Source organism: Arcobacter sp. F155, from assembly GCF_004116455.1.
Taxonomy (GTDB): domain Bacteria; phylum Campylobacterota; class Campylobacteria; order Campylobacterales; family Arcobacteraceae; genus Halarcobacter.
Genome location: NZ_PDJU01000010.1, coordinates 19,919 through 45,961, shown reverse-complemented (window position 1 = coordinate 45,961; position 26,043 = coordinate 19,919). Strand labels below are relative to the sequence as shown.

Below are 26,043 nucleotides of genomic sequence, written 5' to 3'. Positions count from 1 at the left end.
ATAAGGTATTTAAATAATGAGCGAATCAAAAGCAAAGACGCAAAAGTTTATTGTTAAGTTCTTTCCAGAAGTTATGGTAAAAGGTACTAAAGCTAAAAGGCAAATGATTGACCAGCTTTACAACAACATACGAACAATACTAGGGCGAATTAGCAATGATATAGAGTATAAAAAGTTTTTTGACAAAATAGAGATTGTATGTCCTATTGAAGTAGTTGTAGAAGTTAGACAAAACTTACTAAATACTTCAGGAATCGAGCTTGTATTAGAGGCTTTACAATTTGATAACATCACAACAATTGATGAAATGAAAGAGATTGTAAATAAATATACAGCTAAAGAAGTACAAGGAAAAACTTTTGTAGTAAGAGCAAAAAGAACAGGGGAACATGATTTTAAATCAACTGATATTGAAAGAAATATTGGTGGATATATGCTTGCAAAAAATCCTGATTCAAAAGGTGTTGATTTAAGAGATGCCGAAGTTACTATAAATATTGAACTTATTAACAAGCAATTAAATATTATTACACAAAAGTATCAAGGTCTATCAGGTTTTCCTATTGGGACACAAGGTGATATTTTATCACTTATGTCTGGTGGCTTTGACTCTACTATTGCTTCATATTTAACTATGAAAAGAGGAATTAAAACACACTTTGTCTTCTTTAATCTTGGTGGAATAGCTCATGAAATTGGAGTTAAGCAAGTTGCATATTACCTTTGGAATAAATATGGAAGTTCTCATAGAATAACTTTTACATCTGTTCCTTTTGAGGATGTTGTAACAGAAATCTTTAACTCAACTAGCCAATCATATATGGGTGTTACACTAAAAAGACTTATGCTTATGGCATCTGAAAAAATCGCAGATAAGATGGGAATTGAAGCACTTCTTACAGGAGAAAGTGTTGCTCAGGTTTCAAGTCAGACTCTAAGAAATCTTGCATTAATTGACCAAGTTACAAATAAACTTGTATTAAGACCATTAGCAACTATGAATAAACCTGAAATTATGGAAATGGCAAATCAAATAGGAACTAGAAGATTTGCAGAGTCTATGCCAGAATATTGTGGTGTTATTTCTAAAAATCCTATTGTTCATGGTTCTTTCTCTAGAATGGAAAAAGAAGCAAAAAAATTCAATTATGAGGTTTTAGATAAAGCTGTTGAAGACGCAATTACAATAAATGTAAATGAAATTGATGAAGATGTAAGTGAAATAGGTAAAGTTGATGTTGTAAGTGATATTTCAAGTGGAGATTATACAATTATTGATATTAGACAAAGTGATGATTGTATTGAAACTTCTTGTGAAACTATAAAGATACCATTTTTCAAACTAAAAGCTCAGTTTGAGAAACTTCCTCAAGATAAACAGTATCTTTTCTATTGTGATAAAGGTATTTTAAGTCAATTACATGCTCAGTATCTAATTGATTCAAAAGGTTATAACAATATTAAAGTGTATAGACCCCAATAGGTCTATACAACTTTTTTACTCTTGTACTGTCCAAATAAGTTTAGATAAATCATAATTCAAAGACTCTAATCTTTTTAAAATCTTCTCTTTTGTTTTTTCATCTAACTTTTTTTCTCTTGATAAAATCCAAAGATATTTTTTACTTGGTTCACTAATTACTACATAAGAGTAGTTTTTATCAAGCATTATAATCCAATAGTCTCCATAAAAAGGCCAAAAGAAAGATACTTTTAATTTAGCGTTTGTATTATCAACAGCATAAGCTTCTCCAATAGCTTCTGTCTTTTCACCTGTAGTCATTTTAGTACATCTATTAATTACTTCTATTTTGTCATTTTCTTTAATACTATAAGTTGCAGTTACATTTTTACAATCTTTTTCAAACTTATGTTCATACCTTGCTATTTCATACCAAGAACCAATATATCTATCTAAATCAACGTTTTGTACACTTTTTATATTTGGGTCTTTATACGAACAAGCTGTAAACAAAAATAAGACTAGCGTAACAAGAAAAATATTTTTCATTTTAGTTTCCCTTTTTATTTTAGTATATAAAAAAATATTGTTTTTTAGTAGGTATTTTATAGAAGTTTATAAAAACTCTGTCATGTATATTCTATATAATAGGGGTACAAAGTTTTGTTGACACTTTTTATTTTCTCTTGTTTGTATTGCTACTGCTTCAAAAAAAGTAGTCCAAAGTTTTTTAAACTTTTGTTCATTTTGTGATAGTTTTGGTTCTTCAAATGATGCAATACTTTGAACTCCTAAAAAGTCACTATTTTTTATAAATGCAAGTTTTCTATTAATATCATGGATAATATAGTTTTGATTATTTAATCTTTTAAAAAAGTGTTTTCCTAAGAAGTAGACTATATTGAATTTTGTTTCAATTTTTGCATATAAGGTTCCATCTTTAAGCTCTTCAAATCTAGCAAATCCTGTCATTTTATGAACATGTCTAAACAGCTCTTTTTCTAGGTTCTGTAAAAAGAAAACTTCCTTTTGGTTTATATTGAAAAGTTCATTACTATCTCTAAAACCTAAAATGATGTATCTTAACAGATTAAGTTCAAACTCTTTTGTATCACACATGAAAATATTAAGTATTAATTCAAAACACTTTTTAGGAAACTTTTTCTTCATAGCTTCTAAAACTTTTAGGCTTTTTTCTTCATCTGTTTTTATTTCTAATATATCTTCTAAAAGTAGAGTGTTTGGAAATTTAGTTAGAATTTTTTTTGGCTGTAGTTTTTCATAGTACACATCATAAACTAAAGTTAAAAAACCTTCAAATGTTTTATCATAAACTAAAATCATAATTCACCTGTTATATGACTATAGTTTATATCAAATAGTGAAGGTTGTATTATTTTCTTTTTAGGTGGTGCAATTATTGCTTGTTTTATATCCTCTTTATAAAAAGGAGTTTTACTATGGTACTTCCCCTTACAAGTTATAAAATATTTTGCTCTTTTTAGAGATATTTTTAGCTTTTTTAAATCATCAAAATCTAAAGATTTAAAACGTCTAGCTTTAAGTATTTTAAATACACCTCTTACTCCAATTCCTGGGATTCTAAGAAGCTCATCTTTACTTGCTTTGTTTATTTCCATTGGAAAATATTGTAAGTTTAAAAGTGCCCAAGAGGTTTTTGGGTCTACTTCTTCATCAAGGTTCGGAAACTCATCACTTACTATTTCATCATAAGAAAAGTCATAAAATCTCAAAAGCCAATCAGCTTGATAAAGTCTATGTTCTCTTAAAAGTGGAGGTTTATTTATTATTGCAGGAAGGTTTTTATCATCATTTACTGGAATATATGCACTATAATATACCCTTTTTAACAAGGCTTTATCATATAAAACAGAACTAAGTTTTAAGATATCTTTGTCACTTTCAGGTGTTGCTCCAACTATTAGTTGAGTACTCATTCCTATTGGTTTTGTATCTTTTTCTAGACTTTTTTCCCTTGCATGTTTTAGGGGCTGCAAAACTTTTTGTTTGGTTTTATTTGGTGCTAGAAGTTTTAGGGAGTTATCACTTGGAAGTTCTATATTTGAACTAACTCTATTTGCTAAAGCCACTACTTGCTCAATAAGTTTTTCATCAGAGCCTGGAATTAGTTTTACATGGATATAGCCATTAAATCTATATTCATGTCTTAGTATTTTAAGGGTTCTTAATATCATATTCATAGTGTTATCTTCACTTTGAATAATTCCAGAGCTTAAAAATAGACCTTCTATATAGTTTCTTTTATAAAAATTGATTGTAATATCAGCTAACTCTCTTGGTGAAAAAGCAGCTCTTTTTATGTTATTGCTTTTTTTGTTTATACAGTAAGCACAATCATAAATACAAAAGTTTGTAAGTAGAACTTTAAGTAAAGATACACACCGTCCATCAGCTGTAAATGTATGACAGATTCCGCTATTGTGTGTTGCTCCTAATTCTCCTGTTTTGTGATTATTATCACTTCCACTAGAACTACAGCTTACATCATATTTTGCACTATCTGCAAGTATTTGCATCTTTTCGTAAATATCTTTTCTCATAAAGATATTTTAACTCAAAATATTTCTTGTTTATTGTTTTATTGCATTTTGTAATGTTTTGTTTGGGATTTTAATGTGAGGGTGTAAAACTACCATAGTCTTTGGTAGTTTTACTTATTAGGAATTATACTGTCTTAGAAGCTTGCACTAATAAAACCGATAGCTGTGAAAGATACGGCTATTAAAACAATTAGGTTTCTTAGAAAACTCATACTATCTCCTTCTTTAAAACTAATTATATTTTATAGAATAAGTGTCAATATAGGAATGTGTTATTACTTGACAAAATCTTGACAAAGTTTAGTTTTTAAAAGTAATTGAAAAGATGTTATATGGGTTTTTATAAGTATAATCTAGTTTAAAATCGTGCATTTGAATTATCTTATTTACAATATTTAGTCCTAATCCATGACCTAATTGTTGGTTTGGTTCTCTTGTAAAAGGTTGCGTGTAGTAAATAAGGTCACTTGAAAGTTTTTTTGCAATGTTTTTAACTTCTATTTTGTTTTCACTAGCTTCAATTACAATAGGGTATTCATCTGCATATTTCATTGCATTATCAATTAAATTTTTAAGTGCAATTGTTAAGTAGTATTTATCTGCATGTATATTGAAGTCATCTTTTATATCTACTTCTACTTTTGACTCATCATCAATAGAGAGTTTAGATAATGATTCAAGAATTAAACTACTAGTTTTAAATTTCGAAGAGTTTACTTTTGCAAAGTTTAATTTCTCCCTTTGTAAAAGTTTACTTGTTAGCTCTTCTATATCTACAAAAACACTATTTAGACTATCAATTTGTTTATTGTCTTTGTTGTGTCTTAGATTTTCAAGTAGGAATTTTGCTTTTGAAATAGGTGTTTTTAGTTCATGACTTATATTTCTTAACAGCTCTTCTCTTGAGTGAATAATATCACTTTGTTTTTCAAGGTATGAGTTTAGATTATGTGTTATTTCACTTAACTCATTGTTTTTTCCAATATCTATTTTAATGGTAGTTTCATCATCTTTAAAAAGCTGTAAAACACCTTTGTTTAGTTTATCAAGCTTATCTTTTATCTGTTTTGTAATACGTGAAGAGATGATAGAAGATAAAAGGAAAGCAATTATAAAAAGAAACACTAGTTCTACTTTAATAGTATCAATAAATTGATTTCTATCTTTTTCTGTTTTATCTAGTCTTGTTTGCAAATATTCTATCTCTTCTTTTAAAAGCTTATCAATCTTAAAGCTTAGTTTTTCGAAGTTTTTATTGAAAGGTGTAAAGTTCTTTTCATCTTTACTGATTAAAACAAGCTCATAAAGTTCATATTTTATAAGTTTTTCAATCTCTTCAAAATATTGAAAGATTTGTTGTAGATTTTGTTTTTCAATTATTGATTCAGAGTTTTCTATTGTTACTCTTTTTTTTATAATCAAAGTTTTAAAAAGTTTATCAGATTTTTCAAGACGTTTTTTTACTACATCCATTTTTTCATAGTCAGTTACAATATCTAGCACAATCCATGAAAAAGAGTTATTGTATTCTTTTAGTTTTTCTACTCTTCTTATTTGATCATATCTATGGGTTTGACTTTTATGTATTTCACTTAGATTGAAGATTGTATAAAAAAATACTCCTATTATAGATAATATAATAAGTAGTATTAGTGAAAATGAGATAAAAAGTCTTTGCCTAATTGTCATCTATAAATTTATACCCTATACCCCAAATTGATTTAATATATTTTGACTCTTTAGAATCATCATTTATCTTAAATCTAATATTACTAACATGCATATCGATAGTTCTATTTTTTGTATCTTCTTTTAATGATGTTTGATTTATGATATCTTCTCTTGATACAACTTTATTCATATTTTCTATAAACATAAAGAAAATCTCTGATTCTATTTTAGTAAATTCAATTTGTTGATTTTCTAAAAAGACTCTTTTTTTATTTAAGTCAATTCTTAAATCATTTATTTGAATCTCTTCACTATCATTGTATCTCTTAAGTGTTGCATCAATTCTAAGAACTAACTCTCTTGGTTCATAGGGTTTTGATAAGTAGTCGTCAGCTCCTAGTTCAAAGCCGTAGATTTTGTTTCCTATATCATCCCTTGCTGTTGAGATGATAATAGGAATATTTTTTATTTTTTTAATTTTTTTAAAAAGGTCAAAGCCATCCATTCTAGGAAGTGATAAGTCTAAAATAACTATTGAATACTTAAAGTGGTTCTCTTCAAACTCTTTTAATGCTTCAAAAGGCTCTGAATACACAACACAAGTATAGTTATAATCTTTTAGAAATGTGCTTATAAGTTCTTGTAGTTCAATATTGTCTTCAATCAATAGCACACTTTTACTTTTCACTTTTTACCTTTTTTATTTTGTTATATCATTTTGTTCTTTGTTTTTAGATGATACTGATTTTAACCAAAAATATCCAAATAAACCTGAAAATAAAGAAGCACTTAGGATTCCTATTTTAGCTTGGAAAATAAGTTCAGGGTTTCCAACAAAGGCTAAGTCTGCAACAAATATTGACATAGTAAATCCTATACCACCTAGGAATGCTACTCCAAATACTTGACTCATATTACTTCCTTTTGGAAGCTCTGCAATTTTTAGTTTTACTGCTAACCATGAAACACCAAAGATACCAATAACTTTTCCTAAAATAAGTCCTGAAATAATACCTAAAGAAACAGGCTCTAAGATTGTTGTACCAATTGAACTAAAATCAATTTTAACACCTGCATTTGCTAAAGCAAAAATAGGAATAATCAATAGGGCAACTGGTAAATGAAGGTTATGCTCTAACCTTGCAGCAGGTGTTCCTACTTGGTCAATTTTATCTTTTATATTTGTAAGAATCTTTTTTTGCTTTTCGTGCATCATATGGTTTTCTTGAACTGGGTACTTGTCATACTCATCTAATAAATGTTTTGTATCTTGCGTAAATGTTTCTGGAGCTCTTTTGGGAGTTGAAGGTATTGCTAATGCAGCTAAAACACCTGCAATTGTAGCATGAACACCAGATTCTAACATGAAGAACCACATTATTAAACCTACAACAAAGTAAGGTAATATCATATGAATACCAAATCTATTAAAGGCAATCATTAAAGCAAACATAAGACCTGCTAAACTTAGTGCAACCATATTGATAGTTTCAGTATAGAAAATAGCGATAACTAAAACAGCTCCTAAGTCATCAACTATAGCAAGTGCAACTAAGAATGTTACAAGTGTAGTTGGAACTCTTTTACCTAATAAAACTAAAGCACTTATAGCAAAAGCGATATCTGTTGCCATTGGGATTCCCCAACCTGCTGCACCAGCTGTTCCGTAGTTTAAACTTGTATAAATAAGTGCAGGGAAAACCATACCACCAATTGCTGCTAAAATAGGTAGCATTGCTACTTTTATATTTGATAGTTCACCAGCTGTAATCTCTCTTTTTATTTCAAGACCAATTAAAAAGAAGAAAATTGCCATAAGTCCATCATTTATCCAATGATGAAGTGAATGTGAAAGTTCCCATGAACCTACGTTTAAATCAATATATGTATGAAAAAAGTGTGAATATACATCATATAAAGGGCTATTTGCTAATACTAATGCTAATATTGTTGTTATTATTAAAATCAAGCCTGTAGTGGTTTGGGCATGTAAAAATTCTTCAAAAGGTGTGGACACTTTCTTAAAAGCTTTTTCCCAAGGTGCGTATAGTTTCATTCAAACTCCTAGTAATTTTTAACTATTTTTATTTGTAAAGTGTCAAATTATACAAATTAAATGTCAAGATATTTATACATTTTTTCTTGACATTTTCTTGGTAATAATTTTCTTAGCTACTATTTGAGTTTTACTATTAATATTTTATAACTTATAAATAACGTGGAATTGTAAAGATTGAGAATTTAAATAATTAAAAACTTTATTACTTTATATCATCTCTTAGTCTTTGTATTGCAAGCTCTTTTTTCTTTGCTTCAACCATAATATCTATATTTTTAGTATCATTTTGAAACATCTTTTCAAGCTCAAAGAAGTCCTTTGCTTCAATATAGTCAGCATGATTTCCAAACTTTCCATCACCTTTAGAAGAAAGATGAACTTTAGGTCTTCTGTTTCCCCATGTTTTTAGTATATCTTGTGGGTTAAATTCACTTAAGTTTAGACTGTGATGATATATATCAAAAACCATTGGTATTTCTGTTGCTTGACATACTCCAAGGATTTCCTCAGCTGTATAAACTCTCTCATCATTTTCTAAAGCAAGTCTTTGTTTTAACCAACTCTCTTTTTTTATAGTTTCAATAAGTCTTTCTAATGCAGTTTCTTTATCTCCATAGGCTCCACCACCATGAATTAAAACTGTTCCATTTTCATCAATTCCTAGCCTATCAAATAGCCAAAAGAACATCTCTAACTCCCTTAATGAGTTTTCTATAACATTCTCTTTTGGAGAGTTTAAAACTGTATATTGTCCAGGGTGTATTGTAATTCTTATATCAAAATCTTTTAATCTCTCTTTTGTCTCATCAAAAATAGGTGCTAGTTTATCAAGCCAAGCCATATCAAATAGTTTGTGAGAAATAAAAGGAACAAAAGAGTTTCCCAGTCTAAAAATAGGGTAGTCTTGGGATTTAGAGTACTCTAGTAAATCAATTAGCTCTTTAGCATTTTGTTTTACTTTTTTTTCAACATTTTCATAGTTTAGGTTGTTTAAATTCATAGTTCTATTTGTTGATAAGCTATTATCACTTTTTGAACAAAAAAATCCAAATCTATACATTACCATGGTCCTTTAAATCTAATTGGTTTAAAATCAACTTTTTTTTCGTGTTTTGTTACTCTTCCTTGAACTCTTTTTCTCCATCTTTTATATGCTTGTGGTGAAATAAGTTCACGCATGAGATTTTTTACTTGATTCTCTGTAAGATTAAACTCTTTTCTTATTCCATCAAAAGTAGTTCTATCTTGCCAAGCCATTTGTATTAAACGGTTTTTATCTTCTATATTTAACTCAATATTTTTCATTTGTATAAAATCCTTATAAATCCAAATGCAAAAAGAGCTAATGAAACTTCTTTTGGTTCAAAACCATAAAGTAAATAAAAGATTGCAGCAAAAAAGAAAGCAAAAGAGACACCATAAGCTTTGATTTGCTTTTTACTTGATTCTTGAAGATATTCAAGTTGATTTCTTGAAAGTTCTACTTCAAGATTCCCTTCACTCGCTCTTTTTATCATTGTCTTAAAATCTTTTACAATAAAAGGTAAATCTTTTACTTCTTCAATAATAGTTTCACTTATCGATTCTTTTGCACCAAGAGCTTTTGGAAGATTTTTTTGTAAAATTGGTAAGATATCTTTTACACCATTGAAGTTTTCAATATATGTTGTTCCAAGACCTTCTACAATAGCACTAACTCTAAGAATATAAATAGCATCACTAGGAAGTTTAAATGGTAAATCTCTAGTACTTTCTAATACTTCAAAAGCTAATTTTTGCATTGACTCACTATCAAGATTATCATTTGAGAAAATATCAAACATCTTTGAAGTAAATTCAGTTAGTTCACCTATAGGTGCTTCATAAGCTATTGTTCCAAGTCTTTTACTTGCATTTATATATGTTTCATAATCTTGTTCATTTGCAGCTTTTATAAGCTCAATTATTGCAACTCTTTTATCATTTGGAACTGTTTTTACCATACCAAAGTCAAGTAAAATAAGCTCACCTTTTTTGTTTACAAGTAGATTTCCTGGATGTGGGTCTGCATGGAAATATCCATTTATAAGCATTTGAGTTGTGTAAAAGTCTACTAGATTTGAGATAATCTTTTTAAAATCAATTTTATGTTTAAAGATATTCTCTTTATCATCAAATCTAAAACCTTCTTCAAAACTCATAACTAAAGCATCATCACAAGAGTACTTTTTATATGCTTTTGGAAATTTCACCTTTTGTTTTTTATATACTTTTTTGAAGTTTTTTAGGTTTTGTAGTTCTTGATTTAAACTAACTTCCTCAACAATCATTTTTGAAAACTCTGAGATTACTGCTTCAATAGAGTTTTTTGTATAACTTGAAAATAGAGGTTTAAATAATGAATTAAAAATATTTATGATTTTTATATCAGCTAAGACTTGCTTTTTTATTCCTTTACGTCTTAGTTTTACTGCTACTTTCTTATCGTTTTTTAGGATTGCTTTATGAACTTGTCCAATAGAAGCAGAAGCAATTGGTTCTTTATCAAACTCTTTAAAAATTTGCTTTTCTTCAAAAGCAATATTATAAATCTCTTCAAAATCTTTTTCCTTCATAGGAGGAATTTGGTCATGAAGATTTTTAAGCTCTTCTAAATACTCTTCATTAAAAAAATCAGACCTAGTAGCAAGAACTTGAGCAAGTTTTATAAATGAAGCCCCTAGTTTAACAATTGTATGTTTTAACTTTTTAGGTTTAAGTGGTTTAATAAATAAAAAGCTATCTTTTCTTTTTATAACTAAATAAACTGTTAGTAAAAATATAAAAACCCTATAAACTCTAAGTGGTGAATAAAATTTAATAATAAATCCTTTTAATGATATATCATTCTAATAGGTTCTGGCATTGGTTTATTGAAATAGTATCCTTGCATATAATCAACGCCAATCTCTTTTATTGTATTTAACTCATAAGGTGTTTCAATTCCTTCAGCTAATATCTCAATACCATTTTCTTTAGCAAGATTAAACAAAGCTTTATAAACTGAACGTTTTAGTTCATCATTATTGATATTTGAAATGATATTTCTATCTACTTTTATAATATCAGGCTTTAACTCTATAATCATATTTAAACTAGAGTATCCTTCTCCTACATCATCAAGTGCTATTTTAAAGCCTTGTTCTCTATAAAATTCAAGTATCTTTTTTAAGTGTTTTTGATCTTTTATACTTTCAGTTTCAACTACTTCAAAAACAATATTTGAAGTATCAAACTCTAGTTGTTTTGCCCATTTAACTGTTGAGTTTAAACAAAACTCTGGGTCATAAATAGAAGTAGGAAGAAAGTTAATAAAAACTTTTTGTTTGACTTTTTTTGTAGCTGCTGTTTTTAAAGAACTCTCTCTACAAAGTCTATCAAGATTAAAGTTCATATCATTTCTAGTAGACTTTTCAAATAGTTCATTTGGGTAGATTAAAGTTCCATCAGGTCTAACACCTCTAACTAAAGTTTCATATCCATAAATCTGGTCAGTTTTTGCATCAATTATTGCTTGAAAATGTGAAGTTAAAGATTGATTTTTTATTACATCAAAGAACTCTTCATCTTCAATCATATTTATATATCGTTGAAGTGGTTTTGAATTTAAAACTGCTTTATATGATAGTCCTTCATTGTTGTAATCAATAAAAACTTTTATATCTTCTGATTCTAAAGAGTTAAAAGTTGTTTCAATAGCATCTATATTTTCATAGAAGAACTCTTTTGTATTTTCTACATCTATATAGACTATGTTTTCAATTTTTTCAAAGTGAATATTTAATTTCTTTAAAAATAGGTTTACTTTAGTTATAAGCTCATCAAATTCACTTATAAAATAAATTTTAGAAGCAACATTACTAAACTCATATTTTATATCACATCTATTACAAGGCATAATTTTCCTTTATGGTTCTAATCTATAAATATCCCAAGAATTATCATCTTTTAGTTCATAAACAAATCTATCGTGAAGTCTGTTTAATCCACCTTGCCAAAACTCAAAGTAAGTAGGAACTATTTGGTATCCACCCCAAAAAGAAGGAAAGGGAATCTCTCCTTTTGAAAACTTTTTTCTCATTTCATCAAATTTTGATTCTAAAACACTTCTTGAGTTTACTACTTGGCTTTGGTGTGAAACCCAAGCTCCTAGTTGACTACCTTTAGGTCTAGATAAAAAGTATTTCATAGAAGCAGCTTTTGAGATTTTTTCAATTTTTCCTTCTATTCTTACTTGTCTTTCAAGACCTAACCAAGCAAAGTGTGCTGAGACATTTGGATTTTCATCAATATGTTGTGATTTTTTGCTTTTATAGTTTGAGAAAAACACAAAACCTTTATCATCATACATCTTAAGTAATACAGTTCTTTGAGTTGGTTTTAAATCAGTTCCAACAGTACTTAGTGTAAATGCATTAGGCTCTATAAGTTCAGCTTCAAGTGCTTGACTAAACCATTTTTCAAACTGTTTAAAAGGTGTTTCTTCTAAATCTTCTCTATCTAAGCCTTTTGAGATGTACTCTTGTCTCATCTTTGTTAAGTCAGGCATAAAACTTCCTTTATTTTTTAAGCTCTTCTTTTAATCTTTTTAAGTCTTTTTTAGTAGCCAAATCAAGCTCGTCGATAACTTCTTTGATTAAAGATTTAATCTGTTTTTTGATTCTTTTATCTTCAATCTTTCCTTTTTTTTCTAAAGTTTTTAGGAACTCTTTAGCATCAGATTTTTTGATTTTCCCTTTTTTCTCTAAGGTTTTAATCTCATCTTCTACTTTTTGTCTTACTATAACAGCAGCTCCAAGTCCAGAGTAAATTAGTTCTTTAAGCATTATTGCTCCTTTACATTTTAATATGCAGTTTATATATTATAATGAATTTTAATAGATAAAGTAGAATCTTTGTAGTAAAAAAATGTCAGTTTATGTAGAAAGAGGATTTATGTCTTCGATAATTATGTCCTGAATCTTTTTTGACTGCCCAAAGTGAGGAAGTAGTTTAAACATAATGTTTTTGTGTTCTTCTTTTAACTCTTCTACTATTTTAGGTAAATCTCTAGTTACATGTTTTCCAGAGTTTAAAAAATAAGGATAAAGAACAACTTCTCTCGCACCTTTTATTATTAGTTCTGTTACAACACTTTTTATATCAGGAGTTGCAATCTCTAAAAAAGCTGCTTTTTTTAATCCATAAAATCTATCTTTGTGAGAAAGTTCTTCAACTAAAGATAAAAACTCTTCATTTGATTCTTCTTTTTTACTTCCATGTGCTACAAAAATAATCGCTCTCATAATTATCCTTCAAAAGATTTTTTGAAACTTTTACATTTCTCTTCTATATTTTTACTCTGCCATATGTCACTTATAACTGCAACCATATCAGTTCCTTTTTCTATCAGCTCTTTTACATTATCACTTGTAATTCCACCAATAACACAAACAGGAATACTTAATTCTTCTTTTGCTTTAGCTATAACTTCTTTATCTACAACAGCTGCATTTGGTTTAGTTGAAGATGCAAAAAATGCTCCAAAAGCAACATAGTCAACATTTTTTTCTTCCATGCTTTTAGCAAGATTTAGCTCACCATAACAAGAAATACCTAGAACACCTTTATACTCTTTTCTTATTTCTTCAACTCTATGATGGTCACTTCTTCCAATATGTAAACCATCACATTGAAGTTTTATTGCAAGTTCAACTCTATCGTTTAATACAAATAAGGCATTGTATTTTCTACAAAGTTCTTGCAATTTTAACGTTAGGTTTTCTATCTCTTCATCAGAAGAGATTTTATCTCTTAATTGTACTATTGTTGCTCCACCTATTAAGGCTTTTTCTATTTGAAATAGAATTGTCTCTTTAGGTGTTAGTTTATCATCACTAATTACATATAAACCATTTAAATTTACAGACATTCTTTTCCTTTTTTATGTGCAATTGGTCCTTTTCCATGACCTATGTTTGGTGCATTTAAAATTGCTTGGTATATAAACTCTTTTGATATTTTAATTGCTTCTTCTAAGGATTTTCCTAAAGCTATATTCGCAGCAATAGCACTTGAAAAACTGCAGCCTGTTCCATGATTATTTGTAGTTTCAATAAGTTTTGTATAGAACACTTTTTTATCATTATTGTCAAAGAAAGTATCCATACTAAAATCTTCATTCTCTTTTTTTACAATATCATTTTTGATAACTACTTTACAAGGAAGTTTAGAAATCTCTTCTATGGCTTTTTCATTTAATACATCATAATTAAACAAAGCTTTTGCTTCATATAGATTTGGAGTAATGATATTTACATATGGAAATAGTGTTTTTAAGTTTTCAATTGCATCATCATTTAGAAGTTTTGAACCAGCTTTAGAGATAAATACAGGGTCAAATACAATAGGAATATCTAAATCTTTAATTGTTTCTCTTACAATATCAATTATTTCATTTGAAAAAAGCATTCCTATTTTTATCGCACTTACTTCAAAATCTTCTAAAACTCTTTGTATCTGTTCTTGTACAAATGAAGGAGATATTTCTTGAATATTTGTAACTCCTTGAGTGTTTTGAGCTGTTAAAACAGTAAGGGCACTACAACCAAAAGTATCAAAGGCTTCAAAGGTTTTCAAATCAGCTTGAATACCAGCTCCACCACTACTATCACTTCCAGCAATTGAAAGTACTACTTTCATAAAAATCCTTCATCTTTTTTGCATATTGTCTTGAAGTTTGACTTTAAAGCAATTTAAAATATTTATTAAAAATTACTTTTTAGGAAAATCTTTTATTATAGTAATTACAAGTTCTCCAACTGTAAAGCCAAACTTTTTCATTTTTGAGTGGTTTATGATTACTCCATCTTCTTGTAAGTGAAGCCAATCTTTTACACTAATATCAATAGTACTATCATTGTATGGAACTCTCATTACATAATCAATCATAACAGTGTTTCCTAAAGCTTGCATCTTAGCAGTTCCTACTATATCTCCTGCTGTTGCATCAAAGGTTTTATCTCCTGTGGGAACTAGTTTCCAAACTCTTGTAAGCTCTTCACCATCGTCATAAACAAACTCTTCATCTAAAGTTCCAACTCCATTTTTATCCCAAGAACCAATAAGTGTTCCTTTAAAAGTTCTAATGATTTTCCCACTTCTGTCTTTTACTAAACCATAGGCAGTTAGTTTTCCATTAAAATACTCTTGTGGAATAAACTCAGGGCTTTTATTTTTAAAATCTTCTATTTGCATTTTGCTACATCCTGTAAAAAATAAAATTGCTAAAGCAATAAAAAAACTGCTAAAAAATCTAGTTAAATTTTTCATGCTACAAGTCCTTCATTTAAATGCATATTTTCATATCTCGTAAATACAAGTTGTACAAGGTTGATATTTCTTGTTAAAAAACCTGCTTCACAATAACAAAGGTACATCTTCCACATTCTAATAAAGTATTCATCGAAACCTAGTCTTTGCACTTCTTCAAGGTTATCTAAAAAATTTTGATGCCAAACATTTAGTGTTTTTGCATAGTGTTCTGTAAACTCTTCCATATGTAGAAGGTTTAGCTTTGTATGTTTTGTTGTTGTTTCAAGTATTTTCCCTACACTTGGAAGATGTCCACCTGGGAAGATATACTTTTGAATAAAATCTGTTCCTTTGCAATATGAACTATACCTTTGGTCAGGCATTGTAATTATTTGCATAACTAAAACACCACTTGGATTTAATAGGCTTTGACACTTTTTAAAGAAGATATCAAAGTACTCACGTCCAACGGCTTCAAACATTTCAACTGCAATAATTGCATCAAATTGTCCTTGCATATCTCTGTAGTCTTTCAGCATAATATTTATTGATTCTTCTATTTTATGCTCTTTAAATCTATCTTCACAAAGCTTTTTTTGCTCTTTTGAAAGGGTTAAAGTAGTAACTTCACACTCATACTTTTTTACTAAGTGCATAGCCATAGCTCCCCAGCCAGAACCTATTTCAAGTACTTTTGAACCTTTTTTTAGATTTAGTTTCTTTGCTAAAACATCAAGTTTTCTATTTTGAGCTTCAAATAGGTCTTCATTTTCATTTTGAAAAACAGCAGCAGAGTACATCATCGTATCATCAAGCATTAGTTTAAAGAAATCATTTGATAAGTCATAGTGTTCTTGAATATTTTTTTGTGCTCTTGTTTTAGAGTTTTTTCTAAGAGTATGTTTGATTTTATTAAAAAAAGGAAATAGATTATAAAGACTAAAACCTTTTTCATCTTCACTTTTTGTTTGAAGTTCATTTGAGTTTAAAAGAGCAATTTTGATTAAAGAAGTTAAATCCTCACAATCAAAATCTTTATCCATATAGCTTTCTGCAAAACCGATATCTCCATAAAAAGTAAGTCTTTTAAAAAGATTTGCATTGTTTAAAATAAGTTTTGCTTTTGGATAAGTTTTATCACCATAGGTTTTAATTTGTCCATTACTAAAGTGAACTTCTAAGTCACCTCTTTTTATTTTAGATAAAAATTTATCTCCGATTTTATTCCAGAAAGTTTCCATTAGTATCTCCTTACTGTATCTTTTTGAATGGGTTTATTCCATTTTAAACCCAATAGTTTTAGTTTAATACTTTGATAAATTGTTCTTGTAACAACCCAAAAAGTTAAAAACGTATGTTTAAAAAACAGGCTTGTTAAGTTTTGAGTTGTAAACTCTTTTGCTTTTGCTGTAAAAGTTGAAGTTAATTTTTTCTTTTCATCTTCAAAAAGAGTTACATCTAAACTTAGTATTTTTTCATCATAGATTAGTGAAAACTCATAATCTCCATCCCTTTTAAAAAATGGAGAAACATACATATCTTTTTTCGTTTTTCCTTGGAATATTTTGCCATTCCAAGAAGAAAGTTTCACTGGATAGATAACTCTTCCACCATTGTAGTTATGAACCTCTGCAATAAGAAAAGAAGGCTTATCATTTTCAAAAAGAATTAATACACTAATTGGATTGAAAACAAAACCAGCAATTCTAGGAAGAGTTATAAATCTCATTTTTTCAGTAGGTTTTATGGCGAAGCTTTTTAATAAAAAATCTATATTTTTTAAGAACTCTTTTTTATTTCCAAAATGATCTTTTGAATAAAAAGAGAATAGATTGAATTTGTTATATGAAAATAGTCTATTTTCTAAATTTTCAATAGAAGATAAATCAATATCAAGCATAAAGAATTTGTATTTAAAACTATGCTCTTTTGGTAGTAGTCTTTTATGATAAATCATTCCATCAAAAATTAAGTGTTTCATAACTGGCATCCAAACTCTTTTGCAATAGTATTTGCACTATATAATCCATCTTCATGGAACCCATATCTCCAATATGCTCCTGCATAATATGTATTGTTTTTCCCATTTATAAGCTCTCTTTTTTCTTGAGCTTTTATAGCTTTTAAATCAAATTGAGGGTGGGAATAGTTTATTTTTTCAATTACATTATCTAAAGATTGTGTTTCATTTAAAGAGACAAAATACTCTTTTTTCTTTTTTAGATTTTGTAGTGTGTTTAACCAATAAGAAAGAGTTACATTATCTTCTTTCCCATCTGTTTTATAATTCCAAGCTGCATAGGCTTTTTTATTAGGAAATAGAGCTTTTGTATCTGTATGTAAAACAGCATCGTTATCTTTGTATTTAAAGCTCGAAAGAATATTCATTTCATTATTAGTTGGGTCATCTAGCATACTAAGTGCATCAGGTGCGTGCATAGCTAGAATAACTTTATCATAAATAGATTCACTCAAGTCCTCATGTATTAAAATAACTTTGTCATTTTCTCTTTTTATACTTTTAACCGTAGAGTTAGTATATATTTTTCCAGAAATTTCTAAGGCAATTTTATTTACATAATTTATTGAACCACCACTTACAGTTAACCATTGGTGGTGAGTATCAACTCCTAATAAGCCATGATTTTTAAAGAAGTTTAAAAAAGCTCTTGCTGGGAACTCATTCATCTTTTTAGTTGGTGTTGACCAAATTGATGCTCCCATAGGAATAATATATCTATCTTTGAAGTATTTTGAATAAGGTTTTAAATACTCTCCTAAACTTAAATCTAAATCTTCACTGTCATTTTTTAAATCTTCATTTGCTTTTTTGTTAAATTTTAGAATATCTTTAATCATAATATAGTGGCTTGGATTAAATAGATTTTTCTTTTGAAAGAACATACCTTTTAAATCTTGCCCATTATAAGCTGTATTTGATTTTGTATCCCAAAATGCAAAACTCATATCAGAGTTTTCAATTTTAACATTTAGTTCTCTGAAAAGTTTTGTTAGTAAAGGGTAGGTTTCATGGTTAAATACTAAAAAACCAGTATCTACACCAAACTCTTTATCATCTTCTTTTACAAAAGTAGTTCTAGCATGACCACCTAGTCTTGAACTTTTTTCATAAAGGTCAACATGATGTTTTCTACTTAATAAATATGCAGAGCCTAATCCACTGATTCCAGCTCCTAGTACTGCTATTTTTAATCTTTTATTTCTCATTTGTATTTTCCATTCTTATCTTGTTTTGTAAATATTAATTTTGATGTATCCATATACTCTTTTAGAAATACAAGCAGTTTGTCTAGTTCTTGTTTTTCTATAAAAGGATTTCTATGCATAATCCATAGATTTTCCATAGATTCATCACTCATAATTGCAGTTTGATAAGATTTGTCTAAATAGATAATACTATACTCTTTAGAAAAAATCCAATAATAGGTTTTATCAAGTTGTGCAAGATTGTTTTCTAATAGAGGTTCAACAACACCTGAATAAGAGATTAGTTTTCCATCAATTTCATATTCAAAGCATCTATTAAAAACTTTTAATTTATTGTTATTAATTGGTTTATATTCAACTGTAGCAGCTACACAGTTTTCTTCAAATTTATTGTAAGTTCTAGCTATTTCGTACCAAAGCCCAGCAAAACTTTTAGGACTGACGTATTCAACGGGCTTTGGTGCATTAAATTTAAAAGAAGTTTGAGACGCAGATAGTAGGGAAACTATACTTAGCATTAAAATTATTGATTTCATATCAAACTCCTTTCAATAGACATTTTATATGTTACTGAAGGATTTTTGTATAAAAAAAATGTCAGTTAATAAATTATTGTTTATCTTCTTTATATTTATTGATAAAAAATATTGCAATAACTTTTAAAATAACAGGAGCTAAACCATAAAGTAGGGCAAGTATTAAAATAGAGTTTTCATTTGGATTAATCTTATCAAAATCAAAAAGTCCTAAAATACCAAAAGATATAGCCACACTTAAGGCAAGTGATAGTTTTGTAATCATTGCCCATAATCCAAAAAGTAAACCAGAACAGTTACTTTTTATCTCTTCTGCTTTTTGAGTTAAATCAGAATGAATTGAAGTTGGAAAAGCCAAATCAGCTCCTAAAGAAAAGCCAGAAACAACACATATTATTAAAAAAGGAATAAAACTATTTTCATCTAAAAATGGAACAAAAATAAAAGCACTAGAGGCTAAAATAATAGAGTAAATCCATACTCTTTTTTTACTGATTTTTTTAGAAATAGCAGTCCACACAGGAAGCGCTAAAACCCCTGATAAAAAATATAATATCAATAGTAAACCACTTGAATCAGGTTTTCTTATTACAAACTCTACAAAAAGCAAAAATAGTGTTGCTGGAATTGCATTTGCAAGGTTATTAAAAAAGTATCCTATTTGAAGTGTTTTGATTTTCGGTAACTCTTTGTAAATAGTTTTTAAATATGAAATCTTAAAATCTTCACTATCTTTTGTAGTAACTGTTTTTATTTTAAGTAATGAAACAATAGTAAAATAAGTAAAAAGTATAAGAAAAACAACAAATAGTAAATCTAAAACCTCTTTTGTATTATTTGAAATAGAGAATAGAAAAGGAAGAAGTAAAGCTATTAATACACCAATAATTGTTCCTATCTCTCGTACACTATTTAGCTTTGTTTTGAAGTGATAATTTGAAGTAATCTCTGCTGACCAAGTAAGATAAGGAATATTAACCATACTCCAAGCAATATAAACTATAAATGAAAAGGTAAATAACCAAAGATTTGCATACTCTTCATTTGGATTTATAAGTAAATAAAAACTAATAGTTAATAAAATAGCTCCAACTAGTACAAGAGGTTTTCTTGAGTTAAATATTTGTTTGCTTTTATCACTTAAATAACCTAAATAAGGGTCTAAAAAAACATCAAATAGTCTTGCTAAAAAAAGCGTACCACCTACAATAGCCATATCTATTCCAACATCTTTTGCATAAAATGTTGGCAAATAAATATACAATGGAAGTCCAAGTATTGCTAAAGGAACAGCAAGAAGACTATAGTAGGTTAAAGTTGCTTTAGTCATTTATTTTTCTTTTTATAAATTTTATAAGTAATGATACCACAGGTAGTTTTTCATATAGATTTGAAGCTGCATCCCAAAAATCTTCATGTAGAATTACCTTGTCATCTGAGTTGAAAATAACTCTACTAACTCCTTCAAAACTTTGAGTCTTTTTTTCTTTTTTAAATCTAAAAGTAAAAGTCCATTTAATATAAGCAATATTTCTATTTTCAACTATCTCATCAATTTTGAATTTTGGTTCATCTAACTTTTTATACATATTTAAAAAGACTCTAAAAATATTTTGTAAACCTTTTACTTCATGGAAAGGGTCTTTAAATTTTGCATTCAAATCAAAATATTTTGCATACTCTTTTAATGGTGTGTCTTTATTGATAGACTCGAAAAATAAGCCATAGTTTTGAGCTTTCATTTTAACATCCTTTTTGTAATCGCAAGGGAATACTTATATGGAATAAGACTCAAAAACTGTAGAAATAGTCTTAGTTTTGTAGGAAATCTTATCTCAAAGCGATTGTCTTTCGTAATACCTTTAAAAATCTCTTTAGCCGCAAAGTTTGCTTCCATAAGTTGAGGCATTTCAAAGTTATTTTTATTTGTAAGTCTAGTTTTTACAAAGCCATGATTTATAATTTGTAAATCAATATTCTCTTCTTTTAGCTCTGGATGAATTGATTGTGCAAGATTTAGTAAAGCTGTTTTTGGAGCAGAATATCCACCGCCTTTTGGAAGTCCAAAATATGTAGAAAGACTTAAGTTCCAAACCCATTTACCACTTTTTTGTTTTATAAAATATTTTGAAATAGTTGTCATGATATTTATTGCACCTAAATAGTTTGTACTATTCATTTGTGCAAACTTATTATAATCCCATGATTTCATATCCATGACTTCATAAGCTCCTGCATTATAAAACCAAATATCTAAGCCATCAAAGGCTTCCCAAGCCTCTTTTACTTTTGCTTGGACGTTTTTAGTATCTTTTACATCAAAATCTAGTAAATAGATATTATCCTTATATGAACTTTTTAGTTTTAAAAGTTGTTCATTTTCTGATGCAGTTCTTGAACTAACTACCAATTTAAAGCCATTTTCTAAAACTATTTTTGCTAATTCTAGTCCTATACCACTACTTCCACCAACTAACCAGATTTTTTTGTTTGAAGTTTCCATGATAGACTCTTTTTATTTTATTATATATTTAATTAAGTAGTTTTAATAGGTTTATTTTGTCAAAATATAGGAAAAATATAGACTATTGTTACCCTTAACTAGCCTATAAACTTTTTTGATGTATAATATATATACTATTTTTGGTTATTGAAGGACTTTTTTTGGCTTACATTAATGATATTTATTATAAAGATCTATTTGAAAATGCCCATATGCCTATGTTTATTATTGACAATGGTTTGATTGTTGAGGCAAACGATGCCATGGCAAAGGTTTTCAAAGTCAATAAAAAAGAGGATATCTATAAGCTTCATCCTTCTCAATTATCACCAAAAAATCAACCAGATGGTCAAAACTCTGAAAAGAAAGCAAATGAAATTTTTCATGAGTGTATAAAGCAAGGTTTTACGCAGTTTGAATGGTTACATAAAGACTTAGAAGGCAATGAGTTTTTAGTTGAAATTACTTTAAAAGCAGTAACAATTGACCACAGACAAATGTTCTTTACAACTTTTAGAGATATTTCAAAAGAGAAAGAGTACGAAGAAAACTTACAAAAGAAAAATGAAAAATTAAAAAATAAAAATAAATACTTTTCTGAAATAAATAAAATACTAAAAACTGACCATCAATGGGAACAATTAATTGATAAAATCTTTTTACTAGAAGAGTTTAGAAAAGCATTAGATGAAAGTTCAATTGTTTCAAAAACAAATAAAAAGGGTATTATCACTTACGTAAATGATAACTTCTGTAAAATCTCAGGCTATAGCAGAGAAGAATTAATCGGGCAAAGTCATAATATTATTAGACATCCAAATACTAAAAAAGAGTTTTTTCAAACACTTTGGCGAAAAATTATGAATAAAGAGGTTTTCAAAGGTGTAATTGAAAACAGAAAGAAAAATGGGGATTCATATTTTGTTGATACAACTCTTGTTCCTATTTTAGATAAAAATGATGAAATTGTAGAGTTTATCGGTATTAGAAATGATTTAACTGAAGTTTTTGAAAAAGATAAAGTTATTTATGAGCAGTTTACTGATGATTTAACTTCTTTACCAAACAGACAAAGACTATTAGATGATATAAAAAAGTTTGTAAAACCAAAACTTGCTTTAATCAATATCGATAGATTTAAAGATATTAATGATGCCTACGGTTTTGAAGTAGGGGATGAGATATTAAAAACTCTTTCAAAAAGATTAGTTAAACATAGATCAACTAACCTAAAAGTATATAGACTTTCTGGGGATGTTTTTGGATTATTAGCATATGGGAATATTTCAGAAGAAGAGTTATTAAGAACAACAGATAGTATTATTCATAATCCTTTAATTCAAAAGTATAAAATAGGGGAATATGAGTTTGATATTTCATATAGTGTTGGTTTAGCTGGACATGGTGATAAACTATTAACTCAAGCAGAAGTATCTCTACAATGGGCAAAACAAACCCATAAAGATATTGTAATCTTTGATGAAAATATGCCTATCTATAAAGAATTAAGAGAGAATATTGAGCTAACAAAACAGATAAAAACGGCAATTGAAACTGACAATATTTTAATTTATGGTCAAAAGATTGTTTGTAATACTTCTAGTGAATATAAATATGAAACTTTAATGAGATTAAGATTAGAAGATGGAACTATTGTTTCTCCATTTAAGTTTTTAAATCATGCAAAAAAAGCAAGACTATATCCTATGATGACAAAGATTGTTATAGACAAAGCTTGTAACTACTTTAAAGATAAAGATGAAGAGTTCTCTATTAATTTAATGATTGAAGACATTAAAGATAGAAAAACTATTGATTACCTTATTTCTAAACTAAAAGAGACAAATACTGCCCACAAAGTTACTTTAGAGATTGTAGAGTCTGAAGAGATAGAGAAGTTTGAGGAAGTTGGAGCATTTATAAAAGAAGTACATAAACTGGGTTGTAAAGTAGCAATTGACGACTTTGGAACAGGTTATTCTAACTTTGAGTATATTATTAAATTAAAAGTTGATATTCTAAAAATTGATGGTTCATTAATCAAAAATATTCATATTAATGACAACCTTAAACTTACAGTTTCTACTATTGTAAATTTTGCAAAAGTTTTAAATATTCAAACTGTAGCAGAATTTATTCATAATAAAGAAGTTGACGAGATAGTAAAGTCTCTAAAAATCGACTACTCACAAGGTTTTTACCACCACGAACCTGAATTATTGAATTAAGTATATTTTTTAACCTCATTTTATTACTCTTATGATACTATTTAGTTATATAATTTGATATAACTGATTTCTTAGGGGAATAGATGAAAAATTTAACTATCAAAATGAAGCTTATTATCATAGCTTCTGTTTCTACATTTGGTTTTCTTTTAACTGCTTTTTTTGTTAATAAAATAATTCACGATTTTCATGTATTAGCAGAAAGTCAACTTTTAGTTGAAAGACTTAGTTCAAATGCTTATGAGTTAAGAAAGCATGAAAAAGATTTTTTAGCTAGAAAAGATTTGAAATACAAAGATAAATTTGTAAAGACTGTTAATGACTTAGAAAACAATGAAAAAATGCTTTTAAAAGATTTAACAGAACAAGATATTGCAACAGAAGATATTGAAACGTTCTTAGCTTATGTAAAAGAGTATGAAAGTGTTTTTTTAGATTTAGTTACATTACAACAGCAAATAGGGCTTAATCCTAAAGATGGGCTATATGGAAGTTTAAGAGCTTCTGTTCATAAGGTTCAAGAATCAGCAAAAAAATCAAACAATAGTGAACTTCTTGCTATAGTTTATGATTTAAGAAAGCAAGAAAAAGATTTCATGTTAAGAAGAGATTTAAAGTATGTAAAAAAGTTTGAATCTATAATTGATAAGTTATTGGCTTCTTCTACTTTGATGACACCTGAAAGAGTTGAAAATCTTAAAACGTATAAAAAAGACTTTTTATTATTAATTGATGCAGAAGTAAAAAAAGGTCTTACTTCAAATGATGGTATTATGAAACAAATGAGAGCTACAATTCATAAAACTGAAAAAATGCATGCAAAAATGACTGAAGATATTTTAAAGGCAATTGAAGATAAATTTACTCAAATCAAAATTATGATTTTCACTTTAATTGTTATTTCTATTATTTTAGTATTGGTATTTAGTTTCTATATTAGTAATGGACTTAATAGAAGTATTTATGCATTCCAAGAAGGTTTAGAAGACTTCTTTAGATATTTAAATAAAGAAGTTGATAGTGTAAAACTTTTAGATGATAGTTCAAAAGATGAAGTAGGAACTATGTCTAAAGTAATCAACCAAAATATCAAAAATATTGAACTTGAATTAGAGAGTGAAAAAAATGTTATAAATCAAGTAGTTCAAGTAATGCACGAATTTGAACAAGGTGATTTATCTCAAAGAATTAATGTTTCAACTAGAAATCAAGGTCTAAGTGAATTATTAACAGTTGTTAATAAAATGGGTGATAACCTTGAAACAAATATTAGTAAAGTATTAGCTGTATTAGAAAGCTTTTCAAATCTTGACTTTAGAGCAAAAGTTGATAGTCAAGGTATTAAAGAGCATTTAGAAAAACTTGCTCTTGGAGTAAATAACCTAGGTGAAGCAACAACAAAAATGCTACAAGATAATAAAAGAAATGGACTTATCTTACAAGATTCATCTTCAGTGTTATTATCAAATGTAAATAATCTAAACAATGCTTCAAATACAGCAGCAGCTTCTTTAGAAGAAACAGCAGCAGCATTAGAAGAGATTACATCTACAGTTAACAATAACTCTGAAAAAATGCATCAAATGTCAGACTTAGCAAGTGATGTAACTGCATCTGTATCTACAGGTGAAAACTTAGCAACTAAAACAACTGCTTCAATGGATGAGATAAATGAAAAAGTTGGAGCAATTAATGAAGCAATTACTGTAATTGACCAAATTGCATTCCAAACAAATATTCTTTCACTAAATGCAGCTGTAGAAGCAGCAACAGCAGGTGAAGCAGGTAAAGGTTTTGCTGTAGTTGCGCAAGAAGTTAGAAACCTAGCTTCAAGGTCAGCTGAAGCAGCAAAAGAGATTAAGACTTTAGTAGAAGATGCAAATGTAAAAGCAAATGAGGGTAAAACAATCTCTACAGAGATGATTCAAGGTTATTCTCAATTAAATACGAATATCTCTAAAACAATTGAACTTATAAATGAAGTTTCATCAGCTTCTAAAGAGCAACAAGTAGGAATTTCACAAATTAATGATGCTGTAAACTCTTTAGATAAACAAACTCAAGAGAATGCTTCAGTTGCAACACAAACATATGATATTGCAACACAAACTGCAAAAATCTCTGAGGATATTGTAGAAGATGCAAATAAAAAAGAGTTTGATGGAAAAGATAATATAAATATCGGTTCAAACAAAACAAAAACTACAAAGCAAAAAACAGTTCAAGCTACTCCTGTAAAAGCAAATACAACAAAGAGTACTATTTCTCAAAGTGAAACAAAAAAGAGTACCAACTCAGTACAATCACAAACAAAAACAATAACTGCAAACAATACAAAAGATGATGATGAGTGGGAAAGCTTTTAAGCTTTTCCACCTTTTCTCTCCTCTAAAGTTATATAAATAGAGATTATAAAAATCTCTAAATGTATTTATAGTTTACTTTAGATATAATCGCCCAAAA

At 28.1% G+C, this 26,043-nt stretch carries 26 protein-coding genes; 3 read left to right on the top strand and 23 right to left on the bottom strand.

Annotation, left to right across the window (positions count from 1 at the left end; genetic code table 11):
• Positions 1-16 precede the first annotated feature (16 nt).
• Positions 17-1,483 carry a tRNA uracil 4-sulfurtransferase ThiI gene (thiI, locus tag CRV03_RS10855; RefSeq protein WP_129085160.1) on the top strand — a complete coding sequence of 489 codons (1,467 nt, stop codon included), beginning with the start codon at positions 17-19 and terminating at the stop codon, positions 1,481-1,483.
• Positions 1,484-1,498: 15 nt separating this feature from the next.
• Here the strand turns inward: thiI and CRV03_RS10850 are convergent, their stop codons facing one another.
• The 23 genes from CRV03_RS10850 to CRV03_RS10740 all read right to left on the bottom strand — a co-directional run bounded on the left by CRV03_RS10850 (position 1,499) and on the right by CRV03_RS10740 (position 21,352).
• Positions 1,499-2,011, bottom strand: coding sequence for a lipocalin family protein (locus tag CRV03_RS10850; RefSeq protein WP_129085159.1), 513 nt, complete (start codon positions 2,009-2,011; stop codon positions 1,499-1,501).
• Positions 2,012-2,077: 66 nt separating this feature from the next.
• Positions 2,078-2,806 carry a TIGR03915 family putative DNA repair protein gene (locus CRV03_RS10845; protein WP_129085158.1) on the bottom strand — a complete coding sequence of 243 codons (729 nt, stop codon included), beginning with the start codon at positions 2,804-2,806 and terminating at the stop codon, positions 2,078-2,080.
• Positions 2,803-4,044: a putative DNA modification/repair radical SAM protein gene (locus CRV03_RS10840; protein ID WP_129085157.1), complete on the bottom strand. Its 1,242-nt coding sequence runs from the start codon at positions 4,042-4,044 to the stop codon at positions 2,803-2,805. Before CRV03_RS10840 ends, CRV03_RS10845 begins: the two co-directional genes overlap by 4 nt.
• Before the next feature lie 300 nt (positions 4,045-4,344).
• Positions 4,345-5,733 carry an ATP-binding protein gene (locus tag CRV03_RS10835; protein WP_129085156.1) on the bottom strand — a complete coding sequence of 463 codons (1,389 nt, stop codon included), beginning with the start codon at positions 5,731-5,733 and terminating at the stop codon, positions 4,345-4,347.
• Positions 5,723-6,403 (bottom strand): response regulator transcription factor, encoded by a 681-nt coding sequence (locus CRV03_RS10830; RefSeq protein WP_129085155.1) that lies wholly within the window; start codon positions 6,401-6,403, stop codon positions 5,723-5,725. The genes CRV03_RS10835 and CRV03_RS10830 overlap by 11 nt, the downstream gene beginning before the upstream one ends.
• 12 nt (positions 6,404-6,415) lie before the next feature.
• A complete protein-coding gene (gene nhaA / locus CRV03_RS10825) occupies positions 6,416-7,771 on the bottom strand; it encodes a Na+/H+ antiporter NhaA (protein ID WP_129085154.1) in 1,356 nt (451 codons plus the stop codon).
• Positions 7,772-7,976: 205 nt separating this feature from the next.
• Positions 7,977-8,834 carry a UV DNA damage repair endonuclease UvsE gene (gene uvsE, locus CRV03_RS10820; RefSeq protein ID WP_164968656.1) on the bottom strand — a complete coding sequence of 286 codons (858 nt, stop codon included), beginning with the start codon at positions 8,832-8,834 and terminating at the stop codon, positions 7,977-7,979.
• Entirely contained in the window at positions 8,834-9,079 is a 246-nt protein-coding gene (locus CRV03_RS10815; protein ID WP_129085152.1) for a TIGR03643 family protein, read from the bottom strand. The genes uvsE and CRV03_RS10815 overlap by 1 nt, the downstream gene beginning before the upstream one ends.
• Positions 9,076-10,614: an AarF/ABC1/UbiB kinase family protein gene (locus CRV03_RS10810; RefSeq protein WP_129085151.1), complete on the bottom strand. Its 1,539-nt coding sequence runs from the start codon at positions 10,612-10,614 to the stop codon at positions 9,076-9,078. The genes CRV03_RS10815 and CRV03_RS10810 overlap by 4 nt, the downstream gene beginning before the upstream one ends.
• Before the next feature lie 11 nt (positions 10,615-10,625).
• Positions 10,626-11,690, bottom strand: a complete 1,065-nt coding sequence (locus CRV03_RS10805) for an EAL domain-containing protein (protein ID WP_129085150.1) — start codon at positions 11,688-11,690, stop codon at positions 10,626-10,628.
• Between the two features lie 9 nt (positions 11,691-11,699).
• Positions 11,700-12,341, bottom strand: coding sequence for a pyridoxamine 5'-phosphate oxidase (pdxH, locus tag CRV03_RS10800; RefSeq protein ID WP_129085149.1), 642 nt, complete (start codon positions 12,339-12,341; stop codon positions 11,700-11,702).
• 10 nt (positions 12,342-12,351) lie between these two features.
• Positions 12,352-12,618 carry a hypothetical protein gene (locus CRV03_RS10795; protein WP_129085148.1) on the bottom strand — a complete coding sequence of 89 codons (267 nt, stop codon included), beginning with the start codon at positions 12,616-12,618 and terminating at the stop codon, positions 12,352-12,354.
• Positions 12,619-12,708: 90 nt separating this feature from the next.
• Complete coding sequence (locus tag CRV03_RS10790; protein ID WP_129085147.1) at positions 12,709-13,077, bottom strand: sirohydrochlorin chelatase; 369 nt, start codon at positions 13,075-13,077, stop codon at positions 12,709-12,711.
• Between the two features lie 2 nt (positions 13,078-13,079).
• Positions 13,080-13,703 carry a thiamine phosphate synthase gene (gene thiE / locus CRV03_RS10785; RefSeq protein ID WP_129085146.1) on the bottom strand — a complete coding sequence of 208 codons (624 nt, stop codon included), beginning with the start codon at positions 13,701-13,703 and terminating at the stop codon, positions 13,080-13,082.
• The gene (thiD, locus tag CRV03_RS10780; RefSeq protein ID WP_129085145.1) at positions 13,694-14,473 is read right to left on the bottom strand and encodes a bifunctional hydroxymethylpyrimidine kinase/phosphomethylpyrimidine kinase; all 780 of its coding nucleotides are present in this window, start codon (positions 14,471-14,473) and stop codon (positions 13,694-13,696) included. The genes thiE and thiD overlap by 10 nt, the downstream gene beginning before the upstream one ends.
• A 72-nt stretch (positions 14,474-14,545) precedes the next feature.
• A complete protein-coding gene (locus CRV03_RS10775; protein ID WP_129085144.1) occupies positions 14,546-15,103 on the bottom strand; it encodes a DUF3833 domain-containing protein in 558 nt (185 codons plus the stop codon).
• On the bottom strand, positions 15,100-16,326 hold the full coding sequence (locus tag CRV03_RS10770) for a cyclopropane-fatty-acyl-phospholipid synthase family protein (protein WP_129085143.1): 1,227 nt from the start codon (positions 16,324-16,326) through the stop codon (positions 15,100-15,102). The genes CRV03_RS10775 and CRV03_RS10770 overlap by 4 nt, the downstream gene beginning before the upstream one ends.
• Positions 16,326-17,066 carry a DUF1365 domain-containing protein gene (locus CRV03_RS10765; protein ID WP_129085234.1) on the bottom strand — a complete coding sequence of 247 codons (741 nt, stop codon included), beginning with the start codon at positions 17,064-17,066 and terminating at the stop codon, positions 16,326-16,328. Before CRV03_RS10765 ends, CRV03_RS10770 begins: the two co-directional genes overlap by 1 nt.
• On the bottom strand, positions 17,063-18,313 hold the full coding sequence (locus CRV03_RS10760; protein ID WP_129085142.1) for an NAD(P)/FAD-dependent oxidoreductase: 1,251 nt from the start codon (positions 18,311-18,313) through the stop codon (positions 17,063-17,065). The genes CRV03_RS10765 and CRV03_RS10760 overlap by 4 nt, the downstream gene beginning before the upstream one ends.
• Positions 18,310-18,849 (bottom strand): lipocalin family protein, encoded by a 540-nt coding sequence (locus tag CRV03_RS10755; RefSeq protein WP_258239067.1) that lies wholly within the window; start codon positions 18,847-18,849, stop codon positions 18,310-18,312. The genes CRV03_RS10760 and CRV03_RS10755 overlap by 4 nt, the downstream gene beginning before the upstream one ends.
• 73 nt (positions 18,850-18,922) lie before the next feature.
• Positions 18,923-20,179: an MFS transporter gene (locus CRV03_RS10750; RefSeq protein WP_129085141.1), complete on the bottom strand. Its 1,257-nt coding sequence runs from the start codon at positions 20,177-20,179 to the stop codon at positions 18,923-18,925.
• Positions 20,172-20,591 carry a nuclear transport factor 2 family protein gene (locus tag CRV03_RS10745; RefSeq protein ID WP_129085140.1) on the bottom strand — a complete coding sequence of 140 codons (420 nt, stop codon included), beginning with the start codon at positions 20,589-20,591 and terminating at the stop codon, positions 20,172-20,174. The genes CRV03_RS10750 and CRV03_RS10745 overlap by 8 nt, the downstream gene beginning before the upstream one ends.
• Positions 20,588-21,352 carry an SDR family oxidoreductase gene (locus tag CRV03_RS10740; RefSeq protein WP_129085139.1) on the bottom strand — a complete coding sequence of 255 codons (765 nt, stop codon included), beginning with the start codon at positions 21,350-21,352 and terminating at the stop codon, positions 20,588-20,590. Before CRV03_RS10740 ends, CRV03_RS10745 begins: the two co-directional genes overlap by 4 nt.
• 161 nt (positions 21,353-21,513) lie before the next feature.
• On the opposite strand from CRV03_RS10740, the gene CRV03_RS10735 reads away from it, so the two are divergent.
• Positions 21,514-23,580 carry an EAL domain-containing protein gene (locus CRV03_RS10735; protein ID WP_129085138.1) on the top strand — a complete coding sequence of 689 codons (2,067 nt, stop codon included), beginning with the start codon at positions 21,514-21,516 and terminating at the stop codon, positions 23,578-23,580.
• A gap of 83 nt (positions 23,581-23,663) precedes the next feature.
• The gene (locus CRV03_RS10730) at positions 23,664-25,946 is read left to right on the top strand and encodes a methyl-accepting chemotaxis protein (protein ID WP_129085137.1); all 2,283 of its coding nucleotides are present in this window, start codon (positions 23,664-23,666) and stop codon (positions 25,944-25,946) included.
• Positions 25,947-26,043: the final 97 nt, after the last annotated feature.

Bases quoted from the DNA above. Each gene is read 5' to 3' on its own strand.
- CRV03_RS10765 (WP_129085234.1), bottom strand. From the start codon at position 17,066: ATGAAACACTTAATTTTTGATGGAATGATTTATCATAAAAGACTACTA.
- CRV03_RS10730 (WP_129085137.1), top strand. From the start codon at position 23,664: ATGAAAAATTTAACTATCAAAATGAAGCTTATTATCATAGCTTCTGTT.
- CRV03_RS10805 (WP_129085150.1), bottom strand. From the start codon at position 11,690: ATGCCTTGTAATAGATGTGATATAAAATATGAGTTTAGTAATGTTGCT.
- thiI (WP_129085160.1), top strand. From the start codon at position 17: ATGAGCGAATCAAAAGCAAAGACGCAAAAGTTTATTGTTAAGTTCTTT.
- CRV03_RS10850 (WP_129085159.1), bottom strand. From the start codon at position 2,011: ATGAAAAATATTTTTCTTGTTACGCTAGTCTTATTTTTGTTTACAGCT.
- CRV03_RS10755 (WP_258239067.1), bottom strand. From the start codon at position 18,849: ATGAAATCAATAATTTTAATGCTAAGTATAGTTTCCCTACTATCTGCG.
- CRV03_RS10790 (WP_129085147.1), bottom strand. From the start codon at position 13,077: ATGAGAGCGATTATTTTTGTAGCACATGGAAGTAAAAAAGAAGAATCA.
- nhaA (WP_129085154.1), bottom strand. From the start codon at position 7,771: ATGAAACTATACGCACCTTGGGAAAAAGCTTTTAAGAAAGTGTCCACA.
- CRV03_RS10750 (WP_129085141.1), bottom strand. From the start codon at position 20,179: ATGACTAAAGCAACTTTAACCTACTATAGTCTTCTTGCTGTTCCTTTA.
- CRV03_RS10770 (WP_129085143.1), bottom strand. From the start codon at position 16,326: ATGGAAACTTTCTGGAATAAAATCGGAGATAAATTTTTATCTAAAATA.
- CRV03_RS10845 (WP_129085158.1), bottom strand. From the start codon at position 2,806: ATGATTTTAGTTTATGATAAAACATTTGAAGGTTTTTTAACTTTAGTT.
- CRV03_RS10775 (WP_129085144.1), bottom strand. From the start codon at position 15,103: ATGAAAAATTTAACTAGATTTTTTAGCAGTTTTTTTATTGCTTTAGCA.
- CRV03_RS10815 (WP_129085152.1), bottom strand. From the start codon at position 9,079: ATGAAAAATATTGAGTTAAATATAGAAGATAAAAACCGTTTAATACAA.
- uvsE (WP_164968656.1), bottom strand. From the start codon at position 8,834: ATGTATAGATTTGGATTTTTTTGTTCAAAAAGTGATAATAGCTTATCA.
- CRV03_RS10740 (WP_129085139.1), bottom strand. From the start codon at position 21,352: ATGGAAACTTCAAACAAAAAAATCTGGTTAGTTGGTGGAAGTAGTGGT.
- CRV03_RS10795 (WP_129085148.1), bottom strand. From the start codon at position 12,618: ATGCTTAAAGAACTAATTTACTCTGGACTTGGAGCTGCTGTTATAGTA.
- thiD (WP_129085145.1), bottom strand. From the start codon at position 14,473: ATGAAAGTAGTACTTTCAATTGCTGGAAGTGATAGTAGTGGTGGAGCT.
- CRV03_RS10760 (WP_129085142.1), bottom strand. From the start codon at position 18,313: ATGAGAAATAAAAGATTAAAAATAGCAGTACTAGGAGCTGGAATCAGT.
- CRV03_RS10745 (WP_129085140.1), bottom strand. From the start codon at position 20,591: ATGAAAGCTCAAAACTATGGCTTATTTTTCGAGTCTATCAATAAAGAC.
- CRV03_RS10835 (WP_129085156.1), bottom strand. From the start codon at position 5,733: ATGACAATTAGGCAAAGACTTTTTATCTCATTTTCACTAATACTACTT.
- thiE (WP_129085146.1), bottom strand. From the start codon at position 13,703: ATGTCTGTAAATTTAAATGGTTTATATGTAATTAGTGATGATAAACTA.
- CRV03_RS10840 (WP_129085157.1), bottom strand. From the start codon at position 4,044: ATGAGAAAAGATATTTACGAAAAGATGCAAATACTTGCAGATAGTGCA.
- pdxH (WP_129085149.1), bottom strand. From the start codon at position 12,341: ATGCCTGACTTAACAAAGATGAGACAAGAGTACATCTCAAAAGGCTTA.